Genomic DNA, 18,483 nt, shown 5'->3' on the forward strand with positions numbered 1-18,483 from the left:
CCCGAAGGCCCGTCTTCATCTCAGCACGACAGCATTTAGAAGTCGACCGACAGGGTGCCCGAAATCATACGCGGAGCGCCCAGGTAGTAGCGGGTGGCGCCGGAAGCGGCCAGGCCCTGGTATGGCAGCGAGTTGACCACGGTGGTGGACGACGGGTTGCGATACTGCTTGTTGTTCAGGTTGCTGACGTTCCAGGTGAACTTAGGACGCTTCAGGTAACCAATGTTGGCGAAGGTGTAGCCACCGTCCAGGCTGAAGGTGGTGTAGCCAGGAGCCACTTCATCGTTCATGAAGGAAGCGTACTGGCGGCTGGTTGCACGCGCCTTGGCACGAACGTAGAACGAACCAACCTGGTATTCCACCGACACGCCTGCCTTGCGGCGTGGCGAGTTAGGCGCTTCCTTGCCTGCGGTTGGCAGGGTGATGGCGGCGCTGCCAGGGATGTTGTCCTTCAGTTCGGTCTTCAGCAGGCCCAGGGAACCGTAGAACGACCAGCCGTTGACCGGGGTGTTACCAATTTCAACTTCCAGACCGCTGTGCTTCTCGGCGCCGACGTTGACGTAGGTGTTCTTCTTGGTATCAGGGTCAAAGCTGGTTGCCTGCTTGTTCTTGAAGTCGGTGTAGAACGCAGTCACGGTCGCGATGAACTTCTTGTCCTGGTGGCGGTAGCCGATGTCGCCGCTCCACGAGGTTTCCGGCTCAACGTTGCGGAACATGGCAGCAACCAGGTTCGCGTCCACAGTCACGCTGGTGCCGATGTTGCCGAACACGAAGTTCGGTGGGGTCTTCATGTTCTTGGCGGCCGAGGCGAAGACCTGGTCGTCAGGAGTGAAGCGCCAGCGCGCGCCGAACTGCGGCAGTACTTCGCTGTACTTGCGGGTGTAGCTGTATGGCTTGACGTTGTTGCCCTCGTCGCCCCAGTTGCTGAATTCGCGCTTGACGTGCGGCGCACGAACGCCAACGTTGATCTGCACGGCGTCGTCAGCCAGGCTGACGGTGTCTTGCAGGAAGGCCTGGTAAGCGGTCGAGATCGAGATCCAGTCGCGGCTGTTTGCCGGATGGCCATCAGGACGCAGGATCTGGCCGTCTTCCAGCCAGACGTCGGCACGCTCGCCGGCATTGGTCAGCGCCAGCATTGGGCCGGTCTGCTCGTGGCGTGCACGCTCATACCAGACACCTGCCTTGATCTCGTGGTTGGCGATATTGTAGATCGCTGCGAAGTTGAAGCCAGGACGGAAGGTCTTGGTCACGCTGGCGTTAGCTACCAGCACGGTATCCAGGGTGTCGCCGTCGCCGTTCAGGTCCACAGTGCCGTTACGGTTGCCGGTAGTCGGGTTGTAGAAGCCCTTTTCCGACTGGGCGCGCTGCTGCACGCCGCCGTTGCCGAAGCCGTACCACAGGTATGGGGTGAAGGCCAGGTCCAGGTTGTCGGTCACGCGCATCTTGCTGACTGCCGAAGCGATCACGTTCTTGAACGGATTGATGCCCAGGCCGTAGTAAGCCGGCGACTGGGTGGTTTCGTTCTGCACAGTGCCCTTCACCGGGGTCAGGTGGCCCTTGAAGGTATCAGCGTAATCGAAGTAGTAACCGTTGGCATTCATTTCAGCCAGGGTGATGTTGTTGATGTTGTTGTTGACAGCCTTGTTGAACAGCACCGTACCGTGGATGTAGTTGAAGCGATCCCAGTCGTAGTTCATGCCGAGGTCGATGTGGTTACGCTCCGCACCGCCCTTGCCCTTCCACTTGTCCGCTTCTGCGTGCGAAGCCGAGATGAAGGCCTTGAACTTGCCGATCTCGCCGGTATCGTAGCGCACGAAGGTCTTTTTCAGGTTCAGCTGGCCGAGGGTTTGCATGACGCGCACGCGCTGCATTTTTTCAGGCTGGCAGGTGGTGATGCCGAAGTTGCCGCCGGTGGCGCCCACTTGTGGGGAGTCCACGTCGGTCGAACCCTGGGTCACGAACTGGGAGCAGGTGTTTTCCTGGTCCACGTATTCTTGCGGGTAGATCGCGAAGTTGCCGGAGTCGTTGACCGGCACGCCGTTGATGGTGGCGCCGATCTGGTCGGAGTTGAAGCCGCGCAGGGTCATGCCGCCGCCGAACAGGCCGGTTGCGTCATGGTTGTAGCTGTTCACTGCTGGCAGCATTTCCAATGCCTCGTAGGCGTTACCGGTTGGGCGCTGCTTTTCCAGCTCTTCCAAGGTAATCGTCGAACGCGCTTTCGGTGCGTCTTCGGTCACCATCAGGCCCATACCCAGCTTCTTGCCGGTGATGACCACGGTGCTCTCGCCCTTGGTGGTGGTAACTTGCGGCGCAACGTCCGACGCGGATTGGGCGTAAGCCGAACCGGCAGCGATGCTAGCCATCTGCGCCGCGACGGCGATCAGGCTCATGCGCAATTGTTTCGATTGCATTGGATTTCCCCTAGTGTGTTGTGAAACTGAAAAGCGTGTGTATATTAGTTGCCGAGCATGACGCTAGCATGACAAGGAACCACTATTGCATGGGTGCGACTGAGGCGACAAATATGTTTTCCCTAAGCGATTTATTCGTTGCCGAAATAAATAGACAATAAGGGAAGCTGTGCGCTCTTATTTAGTAAGGCGGCATTATATGTGAGCCGGCTCCGAATGAAATTTTCTAATTTTCGGAATGAAGCAATTGGCTGCTTCAGGCAGGTCAAACTGTAGCAAATGCGCTACATTGCATAATGGGAGGACAACAATCCGCCGCAGCGGATTGTCGTTTTTTTGCAATTACTGGCGGGATTTAGCGCCCAACTCCGCGATATCTGCCTCGAACTTGGCGAACCGGGTATCGAGCTGCTTCGTCAGGCGTTGCTTATCCGCCTCAGCCAGGAAGGCATAGCGGATGCTGTCATATGAAAGCCTTTTCACCTCGGCATAGCTGGTTTTGTAGCGGCTCGCGAACAAGACATACTCGTTCGACAGGGTGTTGCGGCTAACGCCGGTATCATCGCTCGAGAGGATAAACGGCACACCGTATTTGCGGTAAATATTGACCGGATGCGCCTCCCCTTTCACGCCCAGAATGAACTCGTTGGAAGTCAGGTTCACTTCCACCGCCACATTCTTTTCGCGCATCTTTTTCAGGATGGCTTGCGGCTGGCTTTCGTGGGCGATGTCCATGCCGTGGCCAATGCGCTTGGCGCCGGCGACATCGATCGCTTCAGCGATGTGGAACTTCAAGCCTTCCGGCGGCACCTGGCCCAGGGCCAGCTCGCCGGCGTGCAGCGACAGCTTCACGTTCGGGTATTTAGCGCTCAGGAATTTGTACATGCGCATGTGCAGGCGGTAGTCGCGCATCGACACCGGATAATGCTCGGCGCCGACGATATTGACCGACACCACTTTCGGGTTCTGGCTGGCGATCTTGAAGCCCGCCGCCATTTGCGAGAACACGATCGATGGCGACAGGAAGCGCAGCACGAAAGGCTGGTAGCGCATGGTGAAGTTGTCGTCGTCGATGCCGGCGCTGCTGCTGTCGACATAGGCGCTGTAGTCGGCGATGCCCTTGGCGAAAGCCGGGCTGGCTTCCAGTTTGGCCAGGTAGGCTGCAAAAGCTGCTTCATCGGTCAGCTTGCCGTCGAATTCAGCGTCGAAGGTGATCGGGGCGATTTCGAATACGGTTTCGATATAGCTGACATTTTCCGCGATCGCACGCTGTTTCAGGCGCTTCTGGCCATCATTGCCATTGGTCGAGGCAACGTCGTTGAAACGCGGGAAGGTGGTGAAAAAGGCCAGGTCGGGCGCCAGCTGGTTTTCGCTGTGGTTGTAGAAGTCCAGGGTAGACCACTTGTGCAGCAGCTCGCGGTAGGCGACGGGGTCTTGCTCGAGTTGGGCGACAGTTGCGCAATTCTTGCGGTCGGCAGCCTTGTCGGTCTGCACGCTCCAGCTGGTCTTGTCGACGCAGTAGCCCAGCTTGTCGACCCATTCCAGGTATTGCTCGGCGTAGATGGAGCCCGAGTAATGGTGGTGCAGGTCGGCCCCCTTCGGCATATTGTTAAAGAACATGGCCAATTCCGCAGTCTTCGGCGCCGGGCCGGAGACCAGTGCGGCGAAGTGGCGGGCAGTGATCTCGGCGTTCGAGGCTGCGCTGGCAGACGGAACAGCAACGGCGGCAGCAATTGCGGCGGCGATCACCGCGCTAGTCAGGTTCTTATGCATGGGCGTTCCCTTGTTAGTGTGCTTCGTGGACCAGCCTCCCCGCCGAATACGTGGCCGCGATGGCACGGTCATCCCCCAGCAGCGCCAGTGCGAACAGCTGTTCTTCCAGGCTGTCGGTATTGGCGCTGCGGCGTGCCAGCAGCGGCGTGGCCTGCGGGTCGATCACGATAAAGTCCGCTTCGCGGCCGGCGGCAAAGCTGCCGATCGTGTCGTCCAGGTGCAGGCTGCGCGCGGCGCCCAGCGTCGCCAGGTAGAACATGCGCATGGCAGGCAGGTAGCTGCCCTTCAAGCGCGCTACTTTATAGGCTTCATTCATCGTTTGCAACATGCTGAACGAGGTGCCTGCGCCGACGTCGGTCGCCAGCGACAGCAGCATGCCCGCCTTGTCGGCTTGCTCGAAGTCGAACAGGCCGGAGCCGAGGAACAGGTTGGAGGTCGGACACACGGCGGCGGCGGCCTTGGTTTCCGCCATGCGGGCGCGGTCGGTTTCGTCCAGCCAGATGCAATGGCCGTAGACGGCGCGCGGACGCATCATGCCGTAGCGGTCGTACACGTCCAGGTAGCTGCGCGCCTGCGGGAACAGTGTCTTGACCCAGGCGCATTCCTCCTTGTTTTCCGAGACGTGGGTTTGCAGGAAGGTGTCCGGGTACTTCTGCGCCAGCTCGCCGGCCAGCTGCAGTTGCGCTTCGGTTGAAGTCGGGGCGAAGCGCGGAGTAATGGCATACAGAGAACGCCCCTTCTTATGCCAGCGCTGGATCAGGGCTTCGGTCTCCTCCGCGCCGCTTTCGGCGGTATCGCACAGGAAGTCGGGGCAATGGCGGTCCATCATGACTTTACCGGCGATCATGCGCAGGTCGCGCTTTTCACTGGCGGCGAAGAAGGCGTCCACCGATTGCGGATGCACGGTGCCGTAGACCATGGCCGTGGTGGTGCCATTGCGCAGCAGTTCATCGAGGAAAAACTCGGCCACCTGGGCGCCATGCGCCGGGTCGGCGAACTGGCGCTCGGTCGGGAAAGTGTATTGCTCCAGCCATGGCAGCAGGCCGGGCGCCGGCGAGGCGATCATATCGGTCTGCGGGTAATGCACATGGGAGTCGATAAAGCCGGGCATGATGATCTTGCCGCGATAGTCCTTGACCTCCGTGCCCGGCGGCAGGGTCGGCGCCAGCGTGGCGTAATCGCCGGCAGCTTGCACCTTGCCGTCTGCCACGATCAGCAGGCCGTCTTCGTGCCAGGCATGGGCGCGTTCGATGAAGGCCGGATCGGCGTGAAAATGCAGCAAGCCTGCTCGGTAGGCCTGCACGCTGGTGGTTTTGCTCATTGCTTAGTCTTTCGCCTGGGATTCCCAGACCATCAGTAATTGGGCGGCAACCGAAGCGGCAATCACCGCTGGGGCCTTGTCGATGATACCCGGTAGGCCGATCGGGCATACCATGTTTTGCGTGCCCAGCCCCTTGACCTCGAGGCGGGAGGTAAACTGGGCGCGCTTGGTTTTGGAGCCGATCAGGCCGAACCAGCCAACCTTGGGTCGGCGCAGGATGGCCTCGGTCAGTTGCAGGTCCAGCGCGTGGCTGTGGGTCAGGACCAGGTAGCTGGCGTTGTCGGGCGCCTCGTCGATGCAGGCTTCCGGCGTGTCGGTGGCCTCGATGGTGACGTTGCCCGGCACTTCAGCCGGGAACATGGCGTCGCGCTCGTCGACCCAGGTAACGGTACACGGCAGCTCGGCAAGGGCGCGCACGATGGCGGCGCCGACGTGGCCCGCGCCAAACAGGACGAGGTGGGCACGCGGTGCTTTGACCGGGTCGACCAGCCAGCGGCGGCCGTCGGCGTCGGTACGGATGTGGGTTTCCTTATGCTCCTCGGCCACGAGCCTGCATTCCGCTTGGCCGTCGATGGCGGTGATGCGGCAGCTATCCTCCCGGCGCCGCAGATCCAGCTGCGCCAGGACCTCTTCCAGTCCACCGCTTACCGCTTCGAACAGCAACCAGACAACGCCGCCGCAGCATTGGCCCAGGCTTGGGCCCAGCGGGAAGCGTTCAAGGTGCGGCGTCACCGGGCGGCCGGCGCGCTGGGCGGCAATCATTTCGCGGGCAATGTCGAAAGCCTTGTGCTCCAGGTGGCCGCCGCCGATCGTGTCGAACTGGCCGCTGGCGGTGACCAGCATATGCGTCCCCGCCTCGCGCGGCACCGAACCTTCGGCGCGCGCGACCGTGACGAGAACCGCCGCTTCCCCGGCTGGCGTCAACCAGTCAGCCATGTCAGCCTGCCGCTGCAACTGCGGCTTCAACTGCCGCGATGGCGCGCAGGATTTCTTCGCTGGTCGCCGGCGCGTTCAGCGGAGGATTGACGCGATGCCCGCCGACTGCGGAAATCGCATCGCGGATGGCAAAGAATACCGAGAACGGCAGCAGCAGCGGCGGCTCACCCACAGCTTTCGAGCGATGGATCGAATCCTCCACGTTACGGTTCTGGAACAGCTTGACGCGGAAATCTTCCGGGCAATCCGAAATGCCGGGAATCTTGTAAGTGGACGGTGCATGCGTCATCAGCTTGCCGGCGCCATTCCACCACAGCTGCTCGGTGGTCAGCCAGCCCATGCCCTGGATGAAGGCGCCCTCGACCTGGCCGATATCGATGGCCGGGTTCAGCGACTGCCCGGCATCGTACAGCGCGTCGGCGCGCAGCAGCTTCCATTCCCCGGTCAGGGTATCGACCACCACTTCCGCCACTGCGGCGCCATAAGCGTAGTAAGAGAACGGATGGCCGTTCATGGTCTTCGGGTCCCAGTGCAGGTTGGGCGTCGCGTAGAACCCGTCGGACCAGAGCTGCACGCGCGCCAGGTAGGCCTTCTGCACCAGCGCTTCGAACGGCACGCTCTGGCCATTGACGTGGATTTCGTTGGCAAAGAAGCGCACATCAGCCGTCTCGCCGCCCAGCGTTTTCGCAGCAAATGCCGCCAGCCGCTCGCGGATCTGGCGCGCCGCATCCTGTGCCGCCTTGCCGTTCAGGTCCGCGCCGGTGGAAGCCGCCGTGGCCGAAGTATTTGCCACCTTGCTGGTATCGGTTGCCGTGATGCGCACGCGCTCCAGGTCCAGGCCCAGCTCATGCGCGACCACCTGCAGCACCTTGGTGTTGATGCCCTGCCCCATCTCGGTACCGCCATGGTTGACCAGCACCGAACCATCGACATAGACATGCACCAGCGCGCCGGCCTGGTTGAGATGGGTCACATTGAAGGCGATACCGAACTTGACCGGGGTCAGCGCCAGGCCGCGCTTCAGCACCGGGCTGGCCGCGTTGTAGGCGGCAGCCGCGGCGCGGCGCGCGCGGTATTCGCTGCTTTGCTCAAGCTCCGCCACCAGCTCGTGGATCACGTTATCGACGATCACTTGCCCGTACGGCGTCTCATTGCGCTCGGTCTTGCCGTAGAAATTCAGGCGGCGGATATCCAGCGGATCCTGGCCCAGGTTGCGCGCGATCTCGTCGATCACGTATTCGATTGCGATAGCGCCCTGCGGGCCGCCGAAACCGCGGAAGGCGGTGTTCGACTGGGTATTGGTCTTGCCGCAGGCGGCATGGATTTCCACGTCCGACAGGTAATAGGTATTGTCGAAGTGGCAGACCGCGCGCGTTGCAACGGGGCCCGACAGGTCGGCCGAATAGCCGGCGCGCGAAGTCATGTCGACCTTGGCCGCCACGATGCGGCCCGCGTCGTCGTAGCCGACTTCGTACTCGTAATAGAAGCAGTGGCGCTTGCCGGTCACCAGCATGTCGTCATCGCGGTCGGCGCGCAGCTTGACCGGCTTGCCGGTGCGCTTTGCAGCAATGGCCGCGGCAGCGGCCCACAATGCCGATTGCGACTCCTTGCCGCCGAAGCCGCCGCCCATGCGGCGGCATTCCACCGTCACATGGTGCGAATGCAGGCCCAGCGCATGCGCCACCACGTGCTGCATTTCGCTTGGGTGCTGGGTCGAGCATTGCACCAGCATGGCCTTGCCCTCTTTCGGGATGGCGTAGGCGATCTGGCCTTCCAGGTAAAACTGTTCCTGGCCGCCGACGTAGAGCTGGCCCTTGACCGTGTGCGGCGCTTTCTCGAACGCCGCCTGCGCGTCGCCGCGCAGCAGCTTCATTGGCGGCAGCACATACGAAGCAGCAGCCTTGGCCTGTTGCGGCGTCAGGATCGCCGGCAACTCTTGGTAGCCAACTACGCCGCGCTTGGCGGCACGCCGCGCATTGGTGTGCGAATCAGCGACCACGATGAAAATCGGCTGGCCTACGTACTGCACCAGGCCGTCGGCCAGGATCGGGTCGTCGTGGATGATCGGGCCGCAGTCATTGGTGCCCGGGATGTCGGCGACCGTATACACCGCAACCACGCCGGGCGCGGCGCGCACCGCATCCAGGTCCAGCGAAGTAATGCGGGCATGGGCTTTGGACGACAGGCCGAGCGCCGCGTGCAGGGTGCCCTGCACTTCCAGGATATCGTCGGTATAGGTTGCCTGGCCCAGCACATGCAGCTCGGCCGATTCATGCGCGCGCGGAATGCCGACGCCGGTCCAGGTGGCGGCCTTCAGTTCAGGCGTGACGGGATGGTTCATTTTGCCTCCTTACGCGCTGACGGCAAAGGCGTTGACCGCGTCGGCCGCCAGCGGTGCATCGTTGCGCGTCTCAAGCCAGAAGCGGCGCAGCAGGTTCTGCGCCGTCTTCATCCGGTATTCGCTGCTGGCGCGCATGTCGCTCAACGGCGCATAGTCGCGCGCCAGGGCGGCCATGGCGTCGGCCAGCGCAGTCTCGCTCCAGGCGCGCCCCTTCAGCGCCGCTTCCGCCTGTGCTGCGCGTTTCGGCGTCGCCGCCATGCCGCCAAAGGCAATGCGCGCTTGCGCGATCGCATCGCCGTCCATGCGGAACGCAAAGGCGGCGCAGACGGCGGAAATATCCTGGTCGAAGCGCTTGGCCAGCTTGTAAGTGCGGAAGCGCACGTCCTCGCGCGGCAGCGGCACGCGCACAGCCTGCACGAATTCGCCCGGCTGCAAGTCCTTCTTCATGTAATCGAGATAGAAATCTTCCAGCGCCAGCACTCGCTCGCCGGCTGCACCGCACAGCACGACTTGCGCACCGAGCGCAATCATCCATGGCATGGAATCGCCGATCGGCGAGCCGTTGGCGACGTTGCCGCCCAGCGTACCGGCATTGCGGATCGGCAGCGAGGCGAAACGCTGGCGCATTTCGCCCAATTGATCCGGGTAGTATTTGCACAACGCGTTGTAGGCATCTTCCAACGACACCCCGGCGCCGATTTCGATGGCGCCATCGCCCACGCGCAGCATCTTCAGCGCATCCACGTGTCCCAGGTAGATGATGTCGCCAAGGTCGCGCATCTGCTTGGTGACCCACAGGCCAACGTCGGTGGACCCGGCCAGCAGCACCGCGCCAGGATTGGCTGAGCGCAGCTGGATCAGTTCATCAAGGGTGCGCGGGGCCAGGAAGGTCTGGCCATGCGCGCTGTAGACGGCCAGCGAGTCGCGTTTCAGCGCCTCGAGCTGTTCGGCCACGCGGGCCGCATCGAATTCGACTTTCGGCAGTTCGGCCATGCGCTGGGCAGCGTCGATGATCGGGCGGTAGCCGGTGCAGCGGCACAGGTTGCCCGACAGGCAGTCGTCGACTTCCTTGCGCGAGGCGCATTGGCCTTCTTTTTTCAGGTACAGGCCCCACAGCGACATGGCGAAACCCGGCGTACAGAAGCCGCATTGCGAGCCGTGGCATTCGACCAGTGCCTGCTGCACCGGATGCAGCGCGCCGTCGGCCTGTTGCAGGTCTTCCACGGTAAACAGGGCCTTGCCGTCCAGCGTCGGGGTCAGCTGGATGCAGGAATTGACCGCTTTCAGTTCCAGCTTGCCGTCGACCATGCTGCCCAGCACCACGGTGCAGGCGCCGCAGTCGCCCTCGGCGCAGCCTTCCTTGGTGCCGGTGCAGTGCAAGTCTTCGCGCAGGTGCTGCAGCACAGTCTGCGTCGGGGCAGCGTCGCGTACTTCATGTACGGCGCCGTGGTAGTAAAAGCGGATCGGTTCTGACATCTTGTCCTCGCAGGTCTCCTAGCTTGCAAGATAACATTACCGGACCCCGGCCATATAAGAAATCTCTGATTTTGAATATCAGGCGTTTCGCATATGCGGATGGTGCTTGTGCCAGTGCTCGGCGATATCGATGCGGCGCGTGATCCACACCTTGTCGTGGCTTTGCACATAGTCAAGGAAACGTGCCAATGCGGCCGCGCGCGCCGGACGCCCCACCAGGCGGCAGTGCAGGCCGATCGACAGCATTTTCGGCTGGTTCAGGCCGTTCGGGTCCCCTTCCTTATAGAGTACGTCGAATGCGTCCTTGAGGTAATCGAAGAATTGGGTGCCGCTGTTAAAGCCTTGCATGGCGGCAAAGCGCATATCGTTGGTGTCGAGCGTGTAGGGCACGATCAGCTGCGGGGTGATGGCTGGCTTGCCGTCGGCGCCGGTATGCGCCACTTCCTGCCAGAACGGCAAATCGTCGCCGTAATAATCGGCATCGTAGCGGAAGCCGCCGTGTTCCACCACCAGGCGGCGCGTATTGGGCGAATCGCGGCCGGTATACCAGCCCAGCGGCGCGCTGCCGGTCAGCTCCTGGATGATCTGCACCGCTTCCTTCATATGCGCGCGCTCGGTTTCCTCGTCCATGTTCTGGTAAGTGATCCAGCGCAGGCCGTGGCAGGCAATCTCGTGGCCCAGTTCCCGGAAGGCGGCCACCGCTTCCGGGTGGCGCTGCAAAGCCATCGACACGCCGAAGACGGTCAGCGGCAACTTGCGCTCCTCGAACATGCGCAGGAGGCGCCACAGGCCGGCGCGCGAGCCGTATTCATAGATCGACTCCATGCTCATATGGCGGCTCTGGAAGGCCGCGGCGCCGATGATCTCGGACAGGAAGGTTTCCGACGCCTGGTCCCCGTGCAGCACACAGTTCTCGCCGCCCTCTTCGTAATTCAGCACGAATTGCAGGGCGACGCGGGCCTGGCCGGGCCATTGCGGATGGGGTGGATTGGGGCCGTAGCCGACGAGGTCGCGCGGGTAGTTGCTCATGATAGGTCCGGGATGAAAGGTATATCCTCAATAATATATTGGCGTTATGGCACCGGTATATCATCTGCCGGATAAGCAAAATAAGGAATGCAAAATGGGAAAACTGAGCACTCACGTCCTGGATACCGCCAATGGCAGGCCAGCCGCCGGCGTGCGCATCGCCCTGTACCGCGCCGATGGCTCGCTGGTAAAGGAAGATGTGACCAATGCCGACGGCCGCTGCAGCGCGCCGCTATTGGAGGGAGCCGCCATGCAACCCGGCCAGTACCGGCTGGTGTTTGGCGCAGGCGACTATTTCGCCGCAGCAGGCGTGGACTTGCCGGAGCCGCGCTTTCTCGATGAAGTGACGATCGCCTTCGGCATCGCGCACGCCGACCAGAACTACCATGTGCCGCTGGTGGTGTCGCCCTGGTCGTACTCCACTTACCGCGGCAGCTAGTCGCGCAGCATGACGGCGCGCTCGCCGCGCCGGGCTTTCCGCTGCAGCTGCATCAGGCCGTACAGCAAGGCTTCCGGCGTCGGCGGGCAGCCGGGCACGTAGACATCGACCGGCACGATGCGGTCGCAGCCGCGCACCACCGAATACGAGTAGTGGTAATAGCCGCCGCCATTGGCGCAGGATCCCATCGACACCACATAGCGCGGCTCGGGCATCTGGTCGTACACCTTGCGCATGGCGCGCGCCATCTTGTTGGTCAGGGTGCCGGCCACGATCATCAGGTCGGCCTGGCGCGGCGAAGGCCGCGGGCACATGCCGAAGCGGTCCATGTCATAGCGCGCCGATGCCGCTTGCATCATCTCCACCGCACAGCAGGCCAGGCCGAAGCTCAGGTACCACAGGCTGTTGGTGCGGACCGTTTCCATCAGCGAGTCCAGCGAAGCGAGTACGTAGCCGTCGCGCTCCAGAGTAGCATCCAGTTCCATTTCGTTCCCCTTTCAGTAGCGTCGCTACGATAGCGGGGAGTACGCAAGAAATATTGTATGGATGCGACACCCGCCGCGTACTAATAACGCTCGCGGGTGACGACGGCGCGCGAAACCTCGTCATAGCGCAGCAGGCGCAGGCTGCCGCTGGCATCGCTGGCGGCTTGCATCAAGGCCTTCGGCGCAAGGCCGGTGAAAAGCACGAAATCGCGCACCATATGCGCCTGGTCGTGGTAGCCGCAGTCGACAGCGAGGCGGGTCAGGCCGCCATGCCGCACCGGCGTACCGAGCATGCGCGACAAGGCGCGGACATAGCGCATCATGCGGCGGCTGTCGCGGATGCTCTGGCCGTAGCTGGCCATCACCCGCCGCTCTAGCTGGCGCACGCTGATGCCGAAACGGGTAGCTATTTCATCAGTAGGCAGGGCCAGCAAGGCCGGCGGCAGCACGAGTGGCGCATGCCCACGCGCCAGCCGTTGTTCGCGCGCGGCCAGGCGCTGCAACAGCCAATCGCCCATCAGCGCGACCCAGGCTGCACTACCAGCGCCGGCACGCAATCGGTGCTCCAGCTCTGCCGCGCCGCGCCATTCGGGAGCCGCGTCGGCCAGCGGCACCACGGCGTCGCGCAATTCGCCCAGCGGGATGTCGAACAGGCGGCCGAACTGGCCCGGCTCGATCACGGCGCTGATGAAGCTGGTACCCGGCTCCCACACGGCGGGAAAGTGCTGCGTCAGCGGTCCGGAGACGAAGGGCTCGCCATACAGGCGTTCGCGGCCATCGGCTTCGGCGAATCGCGAGCCGCCGCTGACAAAGAAGGTGACCATGGGACAAGGGGACGCGGGCACCAGCACGGCGCCGGGGCTTCGCAACTCGACATGGAAATAGCGCACCACGCCCGCCAGCCTGGACGGCGGGGTAATGGCCAGGCGCATCGGCGCCAGAATCGCATCCACATCACGCATGGCTTGCATTATAGAGGGCTTCGACAGCACGCGCCGGCCGCGGGCAACGGCACGGGCAGCGAGGGTGCCATGCTAGAATCGCCCTCTTACTGACTCGCCATACTGACCTTGGATACCGTTCCCTTGTGGGCGCAATTTGCCGCCCTCGCCTTCCTGATTCTTGCCTCGGCCTTCTTCGCCATGGCCGAAACCGCCCTGATGGCGGCCAATCGCTTCCGCCTGCGCCACCAGGCCAAACGCGGCAGCCGCCGCGCCATCGCCACCCTGTGGCTGCTGGAACGCACCGAACAGCTGCTGTCCCTGGTCCTGGTCGCCAACACCCTGCTCAATGCCATGGCCATCGCCCTGGCGACCGCCATTGCCATCACCCAGTTCGGTCTCGAGCAGCATGTGATCCTGCTGTCGACCGTGGTCGTGGTGTTCATCCTGATCGTGCTGGCTGAAATTTCGCCCAAGATCGTCGGCGCGCGCTATGCCGACCAGATCGTGCTGCCCGCTTCCCTCGTGCTGCGCCCGCTGCTGTCGGTGTCGAAACCGCTGCTGTGGTTCGTGCACCTGTTTGTCAACACCCTGCTGCACCTGTTCCGCATCAAGCCTACCGGCCAGGTCCACGAAGGCAACTTGTCGCCGGACGAATTACGCTCGGTGCTGCTGGAGAACGGCAGCTTCATCCCCAAGAAGCACAAGAGCATCCTGCTCAACCTGTTCGACCTCGACACTATCTCGGTGGAAGACATCATGACCCCGCGCGCCCACATCGAGGCGCTCGACCTGGCCATGCCGGTGGCGGACATCAAGTCCCAGCTCACCACCTGCTTCCACAACAAGCTGCCGGTGTATGACGGCGAGATCAACCGGATTGTCGGCATCCTGCACGTGCGCAAGGCCATCGCCCTGCTGAATGAACAGGATGAACTGACGGTCGAACACTTCCGCAAGCTGCTGTCCGAACCGTTCTTCATCCCGCAGGACACACCGGCCTTTGCTGCCTTGCAGAACTTCCAGGAGAACAAGGAACGCCTGGCCATCGTGGTCGATGAGTACGGCGAGGTGCAGGGCCTGGTCACGCTGGACGACATCATCGAAGAAATGATCGGCGAATTCACCACTTCGACCCCGAGCGCGGCGCGGGCCGACAGTTTCGGCTGGGACGGCCATGGCGAATGCCTGCTGGAGGGCAGCACGGCATTACGTGACATTAACAAGCGTCTGGGTTTAAACTTTCCTCTTGATGGGCCCAAGACCCTGAACGGCATGTTGTTGGAATTTTTACAAGACATTCCCGACGCTCCCATATCCATCAAAGTGGGATCCTGCATCGTGGAAGTGGTGCAGGCACAAGACCAGGCCATTAAAGTAGTGAAATTGCGACGTCCGGAGTTCCGCCAGGCCGAGTGAACCGTGCGGACCTTTACAAAAATGATGCCTACAGGCATCATCCGGAGACTCACTCTTTCTTAACATTCTGATAGTGCGCTCCTATGGCAGCAGTCCAACCCAACTCGGCGTCCGGTTCCCCTATGTCGGGACTGGCCCGAGCCCTGATGCAAGCGGGGCGTCTGACCCCGCCGCAAGCGGACGCTCTGAATAAGAAGGCTGTTGCCGAAAAGTCCACGTTTATCGACGTGCTGCTTGCCGGCGGCACCATCAATGCGCGCGAGCTGGCCGTTTTCTGTGCCGAAACCTTCGCTTATCCGCTGCTCGACCTGAGCGCCATCAATCTGGAAATTTTGCCGCCCAAGGCCATCGATACCCGGCTGATGGCGACCCAGCGCGTGATTCCGCTGGCCAAGCGCGGCAACAAGATGTCGGTGGCTTTGTCCGACCCGACCAATACCCAGGCCCTGGACCAGATCAAGTTCCAGGCCGAATCGACGGTGGAACCCGTCATCGTGCAGCACGACGTGCTGCTCAAGCTGCTCGAAACCCTGACCAAGAGCTCGACCCAGACCGTCCTCGAGATGACAGGCGACGAAGCCGAAATCGAGTTCGCCGAAGAAGAAAGCGTCTCGGCGGCGCAGGGCGCCGGCGCCGACGCCGAAGTGGAAGACGCGCCGATCGTGCGTTTCCTGAACAAGATGCTGATGGATGCGGTCAATATGGGCGCCTCCGACTTGCACTTCGAACCTTACGAAAAGTTTTACCGCATCCGCTTCCGGGTCGACGGCAACCTGCTTGAGCACGCCCAGCCGCCAACCTCGATCAAGGACAAGCTGGTGTCGCGTATCAAGGTGCTGTCCAAGCTCGACATCTCGGAAAAGCGCGTGCCGCAGGATGGCCGCATGCGCCTGATCGTCTCATCCACCAAGACCATCGACCTGCGTGTCTCGACCCTGCCGACCCTGTTCGGCGAAAAGACCGTGATGCGTATCCTGGATGCGACCCAGGCCCAGATGGGCATCGATTCGCTCGGGTACGACCCGGACCAGAAGGAAATCCTGATGGACGCCGTGCACCGCCCTTACGGCATGGTGCTGGTGACGGGCCCGACCGGCTCGGGCAAGACGGTGTCGCTGTACACCTGCCTGAACATCCTGAACAAGCCAGGCATCAATATCTCGACCGCGGAAGATCCGGCCGAGATCAACCTGCCCGGCGTGAACCAGGTCAACGTCAATGACCGGGCCGGCCTGACCTTCCCGGTGGCGCTGAAGGCCTTCCTGCGCCAGGATCCCGACATCATCATGGTCGGTGAGATCCGCGACCTGGAAACGGCGGACATCGCGATCAAGGCCGCGCAGACCGGCCACATGGTGTTCTCCACCCTGCACACCAATGACGCGCCGTCGACCTTGACGCGTTTGATGAATATGGGCGTTGCGCCCTTTAATATTGCCTCCTCGGTCATCCTGATCACGGCTCAGCGCCTGGCGCGCCGGCTGTGCACTTGCAAGAAGCCGATCGACATCGCGCCGGAATTGCTGGTGAAAGCCGGTTTCAAGGATGACGACCTGGATGGCAGCTGGAAACCTTACGGCCCGGTGGGCTGTGAGCGCTGCAACGGCTCGGGCTATAAAGGCCGGGTCGGTATCTACCAGATCATGCCGATCACGCCCGCGATCGAAGCATTGATCCTGGCACATGGTAACGCGATGCAGATCGCGGCACAATCTGAGGCAGAGGGCGTCAAGTCCCTGCGCCAATCGGGCCTGGTCAAGGTCAAAAACGGACTGACCAGCCTGGAAGAAGTGCTGGGCTGCACCAACGAATAGGAAATAAGATATGGCTACTGCGGGCACCGCAAAAGAACAGATATTCACCTGGGAAGGCAAGGACAAGACAGGCAAGACCGTGCGCGGAGAAATGCGCGCCGGTGGCGAGGCCGTGGTCAATGTTACCTTGCGCCGCCAGGGCATCATGGTCACCAAGATCAAGAAGAAGGTCTACCGCTCGGGCAAGAAGGTTACCGAGAAAGACCTGACCCTGTTCACGCGCCAGCTGGCGACGATGATGAAGGCCGGCGTGCCGCTGCTGCAGGCCTTCGACATCGTCGGCAAGGGCCACGCCAATCCTTCGGTCTCGAAGCTGGTGCTGGACCTGCGCGCCGATATCGAAACCGGTACCAGCTTGAACATGGCGTTCCGCAAATACCCTCTGTATTTCGACCCGCTGTTCTGTAACCTGGTGGCGGCCGGCGAACAGGCCGGTATCCTGGAAGACCTGCTGACGCGCCTGGCGATCTACAAGGAAAAGACGCTGGCCATCAAGGGCAAGATCAAGTCCGCCCTGACTTATCCGATTGCCGTGCTGGCGGTGGCCTTCATCGTGACCGCCGTGATCATGATCTGGGTGGTGCCGGCCTTCAAGGAGGTATTCTCCAGCTTCGGTGCCGACCTGCCGGCGCCGACCGTGTTCGTGATGACGGTGTCCGAATACTTCGTCAAATACTGGTACCTGATATTCGGCAGCCTGTTTGCCGGGCTGTACTTCTTCTTCCAAAGCTGGCGCCGTTCGGAAAAGATGCAGGCCACCATGGACCGCCTGCTGCTGAAGCTGCCGATTTTCGGCGACGTGATCCTGAAAGCCACCGTGGCGCGCTGGACCCGCACCCTGTCGACCATGTTCGCCGCCGGCGTACCGCTGGTGGAATCGCTGGACTCGGTGGGCGGCGCAGCCGGCAACCGCGTCTACATGGACGCGACCAAGAAGATCCAGACCGAAGTGAGTACCGGTACCAGCCTGACCGTGGCGATGCAGAATGCTGACGTGTTCCCGAGCATGGTGACGCAGATGGTGGCCATCGGTGAAGAGTCCGGTGCGCTCGATGCGATGCTGGGCAAGGTCGCCGACTTCTACGAAGAAGAAGTGGACGAGGCGGTAGCCCAGCTCTCGAGCCTGATGGAACCGATGATCATGGTGATCCTGGGCGTGCTGATCGGTGGCCTGGTGGTTGCGATGTACCTGCCAATCTTCAAACTCGGTTCGGTGGTGTAACCAGCATGCAAGACGTATTCATGCTGTTTTCGCCACCAGCCACGCTGGCCGCCGCTGTGGTGGCCGGCATCCTTGGCCTGCTGATCGGCAGTTTCCTGAACGTGGTGATCCACCGCGTGCCGATCATGATGCAGCGCGAGGTCGACAGCGTCTGCGCCTGCGAACGCGATGAACCGGAACCGCATCCGGAGCGCTACAACCTGGTGGTGCCGCGTTCGGCCTGCCCGCATTGCAAGCACCAGATCACGGCGCTGGAAAACATCCCGGTCATCAGCTGGCTGGTGCTGCGCGGAAAATGCAGCTCCTGCAAGGCGCCGATTTCGGCGCGTTATCCGGCGATCGAGCTCCTCAGCGGCCTGCTGTCGGCCGGCCTGGTGTGGCACTTCGGCTCGGGCTGGGCCGGCATGGCCACCCTGGTCTTCGGCTGGCTGCTGATCGCGATGACCTTTATCGACCTCGACACGCAGTTGCTGCCGGACGACCTGACCCTGCCGCTGATGTGGCTGGGCCTGCTGGTCAACGTGAAAGGCCTGTTCGTGCCGCTGCAGGACGCCGTACTGGGCGCAGCCGCCGGCTATATGGTGCTGTGGACGGTGTACTGGGTGTTCAAGCTGGTGCGCGGCAAGGAAGGCATGGGCTACGGCGACTTCAAGCTGCTGGCGGCCCTCGGCGCCTGGATGGGCTGGCAGATGCTGCCGGCAATTATCCTGCTGTCCTCGGTGGTCGGCGCAGTGGTTGGCATCGGCATCATCGTCGCGTCGCGCATGGGCTTCGACCACAAGATCCCCTTCGGCCCTTACCTGGCCGGCGCCGGCCTGGTGGCACTGCTGTGCGGCCAGCAAATCACTGCAATGTTGTACGGCGTACCGGGCTGAC

Annotated in this window: 14 protein-coding genes; 5 read left to right on the forward strand and 9 right to left on the reverse strand. The window is 62.2% G+C overall.

Going from position 1 to position 18,483, the window contains the following annotated elements; translation table 11 throughout:
• Positions 1-35 precede the first annotated feature (35 nt).
• From ASE26_RS04605 to puuE, 7 genes are all read right to left on the reverse strand, one after another.
• Complete coding sequence (locus ASE26_RS04605; RefSeq protein WP_055932821.1) at positions 36-2,411, reverse strand: TonB-dependent receptor; 2,376 nt, start codon at positions 2,409-2,411, stop codon at positions 36-38.
• Between the two features lie 342 nt (positions 2,412-2,753).
• The gene (locus ASE26_RS04610; RefSeq protein WP_055932818.1) at positions 2,754-4,184 is read right to left on the reverse strand and encodes an adenosine deaminase; all 1,431 of its coding nucleotides are present in this window, start codon (positions 4,182-4,184) and stop codon (positions 2,754-2,756) included.
• Positions 4,185-4,197: 13 nt separating this feature from the next.
• Positions 4,198-5,505: a guanine deaminase gene (gene guaD / locus ASE26_RS04615; RefSeq protein ID WP_055932816.1), complete on the reverse strand. Its 1,308-nt coding sequence runs from the start codon at positions 5,503-5,505 to the stop codon at positions 4,198-4,200.
• Positions 5,506-5,508: 3 nt separating this feature from the next.
• Positions 5,509-6,441, reverse strand: a complete 933-nt coding sequence (gene xdhC / locus ASE26_RS04620; RefSeq protein WP_057245705.1) for a xanthine dehydrogenase accessory protein XdhC — start codon at positions 6,439-6,441, stop codon at positions 5,509-5,511.
• 1 nt (position 6,442) lies between these two features.
• Positions 6,443-8,782, reverse strand: a complete 2,340-nt coding sequence (gene xdhB / locus ASE26_RS04625) for a xanthine dehydrogenase molybdopterin binding subunit (protein ID WP_057245673.1) — start codon at positions 8,780-8,782, stop codon at positions 6,443-6,445.
• Positions 8,783-8,791: 9 nt separating this feature from the next.
• Complete coding sequence (gene xdhA, locus ASE26_RS04630) at positions 8,792-10,258, reverse strand: xanthine dehydrogenase small subunit (protein ID WP_055932807.1); 1,467 nt, start codon at positions 10,256-10,258, stop codon at positions 8,792-8,794.
• 78 nt (positions 10,259-10,336) lie between these two features.
• A complete protein-coding gene (gene puuE, locus ASE26_RS04635) occupies positions 10,337-11,287 on the reverse strand; it encodes an allantoinase PuuE (protein ID WP_055932804.1) in 951 nt (316 codons plus the stop codon).
• Positions 11,288-11,381: 94 nt separating this feature from the next.
• Between puuE and uraH the strand changes: the two genes are divergently transcribed.
• Complete coding sequence (gene uraH, locus ASE26_RS04640; protein ID WP_055933528.1) at positions 11,382-11,726, forward strand: hydroxyisourate hydrolase; 345 nt, start codon at positions 11,382-11,384, stop codon at positions 11,724-11,726.
• On the opposite strand, the gene ASE26_RS04645 is transcribed toward uraH, so the two are convergent.
• On the reverse strand, positions 11,723-12,211 hold the full coding sequence (locus ASE26_RS04645; protein WP_055932801.1) for an NADH-quinone oxidoreductase subunit B family protein: 489 nt from the start codon (positions 12,209-12,211) through the stop codon (positions 11,723-11,725). The two genes, uraH and ASE26_RS04645, sit on opposite strands and share 4 nt — an antisense overlap.
• An 80-nt stretch (positions 12,212-12,291) precedes the next feature.
• A complete protein-coding gene (locus tag ASE26_RS04650) occupies positions 12,292-13,182 on the reverse strand; it encodes an AraC family transcriptional regulator (RefSeq protein ID WP_057245674.1) in 891 nt (296 codons plus the stop codon).
• A gap of 99 nt (positions 13,183-13,281) precedes the next feature.
• Between ASE26_RS04650 and ASE26_RS04655 the strand changes: the two genes are divergently transcribed.
• From ASE26_RS04655 to ASE26_RS04670, 4 genes are all read left to right on the forward strand, one after another.
• A complete protein-coding gene (locus tag ASE26_RS04655; protein WP_055932795.1) occupies positions 13,282-14,571 on the forward strand; it encodes an HlyC/CorC family transporter in 1,290 nt (429 codons plus the stop codon).
• Positions 14,572-14,654: 83 nt separating this feature from the next.
• Positions 14,655-16,385 (forward strand): type IV-A pilus assembly ATPase PilB, encoded by a 1,731-nt coding sequence (gene pilB / locus ASE26_RS04660; RefSeq protein WP_055932792.1) that lies wholly within the window; start codon positions 14,655-14,657, stop codon positions 16,383-16,385.
• Between the two features lie 10 nt (positions 16,386-16,395).
• On the forward strand, positions 16,396-17,607 hold the full coding sequence (locus tag ASE26_RS04665; RefSeq protein WP_055932790.1) for a type II secretion system F family protein: 1,212 nt from the start codon (positions 16,396-16,398) through the stop codon (positions 17,605-17,607).
• 5 nt (positions 17,608-17,612) lie between these two features.
• Complete coding sequence (locus tag ASE26_RS04670; RefSeq protein ID WP_055932787.1) at positions 17,613-18,482, forward strand: A24 family peptidase; 870 nt, start codon at positions 17,613-17,615, stop codon at positions 18,480-18,482.
• Position 18,483 lies beyond the last annotated feature (1 nt).

This window comes from Duganella sp. Root198D2, assembly GCF_001428585.1.
GTDB lineage: Bacteria > Pseudomonadota > Gammaproteobacteria > Burkholderiales > Burkholderiaceae_D > Rugamonas.

Excerpts from the sequence above, each read along its gene's own strand:
- ASE26_RS04605 (WP_055932821.1), bottom strand. The coding sequence starts at position 2,411 with ATGCAATCGAAACAATTGCGCATGAGCCTGATCGCCGTCGCGGCGCAG.
- ASE26_RS04610 (WP_055932818.1), bottom strand. The coding sequence starts at position 4,184 with ATGCATAAGAACCTGACTAGCGCGGTGATCGCCGCCGCAATTGCTGCC.
- guaD (WP_055932816.1), bottom strand. The coding sequence starts at position 5,505 with ATGAGCAAAACCACCAGCGTGCAGGCCTACCGAGCAGGCTTGCTGCAT.
- xdhC (WP_057245705.1), bottom strand. The coding sequence starts at position 6,441 with ATGGCTGACTGGTTGACGCCAGCCGGGGAAGCGGCGGTTCTCGTCACG.
- xdhB (WP_057245673.1), bottom strand. The coding sequence starts at position 8,782 with ATGAACCATCCCGTCACGCCTGAACTGAAGGCCGCCACCTGGACCGGC.
- xdhA (WP_055932807.1), bottom strand. The coding sequence starts at position 10,258 with ATGTCAGAACCGATCCGCTTTTACTACCACGGCGCCGTACATGAAGTA.
- puuE (WP_055932804.1), bottom strand. The coding sequence starts at position 11,287 with ATGAGCAACTACCCGCGCGACCTCGTCGGCTACGGCCCCAATCCACCC.
- uraH (WP_055933528.1), top strand. The coding sequence starts at position 11,382 with ATGGGAAAACTGAGCACTCACGTCCTGGATACCGCCAATGGCAGGCCA.
- ASE26_RS04645 (WP_055932801.1), bottom strand. The coding sequence starts at position 12,211 with ATGGAACTGGATGCTACTCTGGAGCGCGACGGCTACGTACTCGCTTCG.
- ASE26_RS04650 (WP_057245674.1), bottom strand. The coding sequence starts at position 13,182 with ATGCAAGCCATGCGTGATGTGGATGCGATTCTGGCGCCGATGCGCCTG.
- pilB (WP_055932792.1), top strand. The coding sequence starts at position 14,655 with ATGGCAGCAGTCCAACCCAACTCGGCGTCCGGTTCCCCTATGTCGGGA.
- ASE26_RS04665 (WP_055932790.1), top strand. The coding sequence starts at position 16,396 with ATGGCTACTGCGGGCACCGCAAAAGAACAGATATTCACCTGGGAAGGC.
- ASE26_RS04670 (WP_055932787.1), top strand. The coding sequence starts at position 17,613 with ATGCAAGACGTATTCATGCTGTTTTCGCCACCAGCCACGCTGGCCGCC.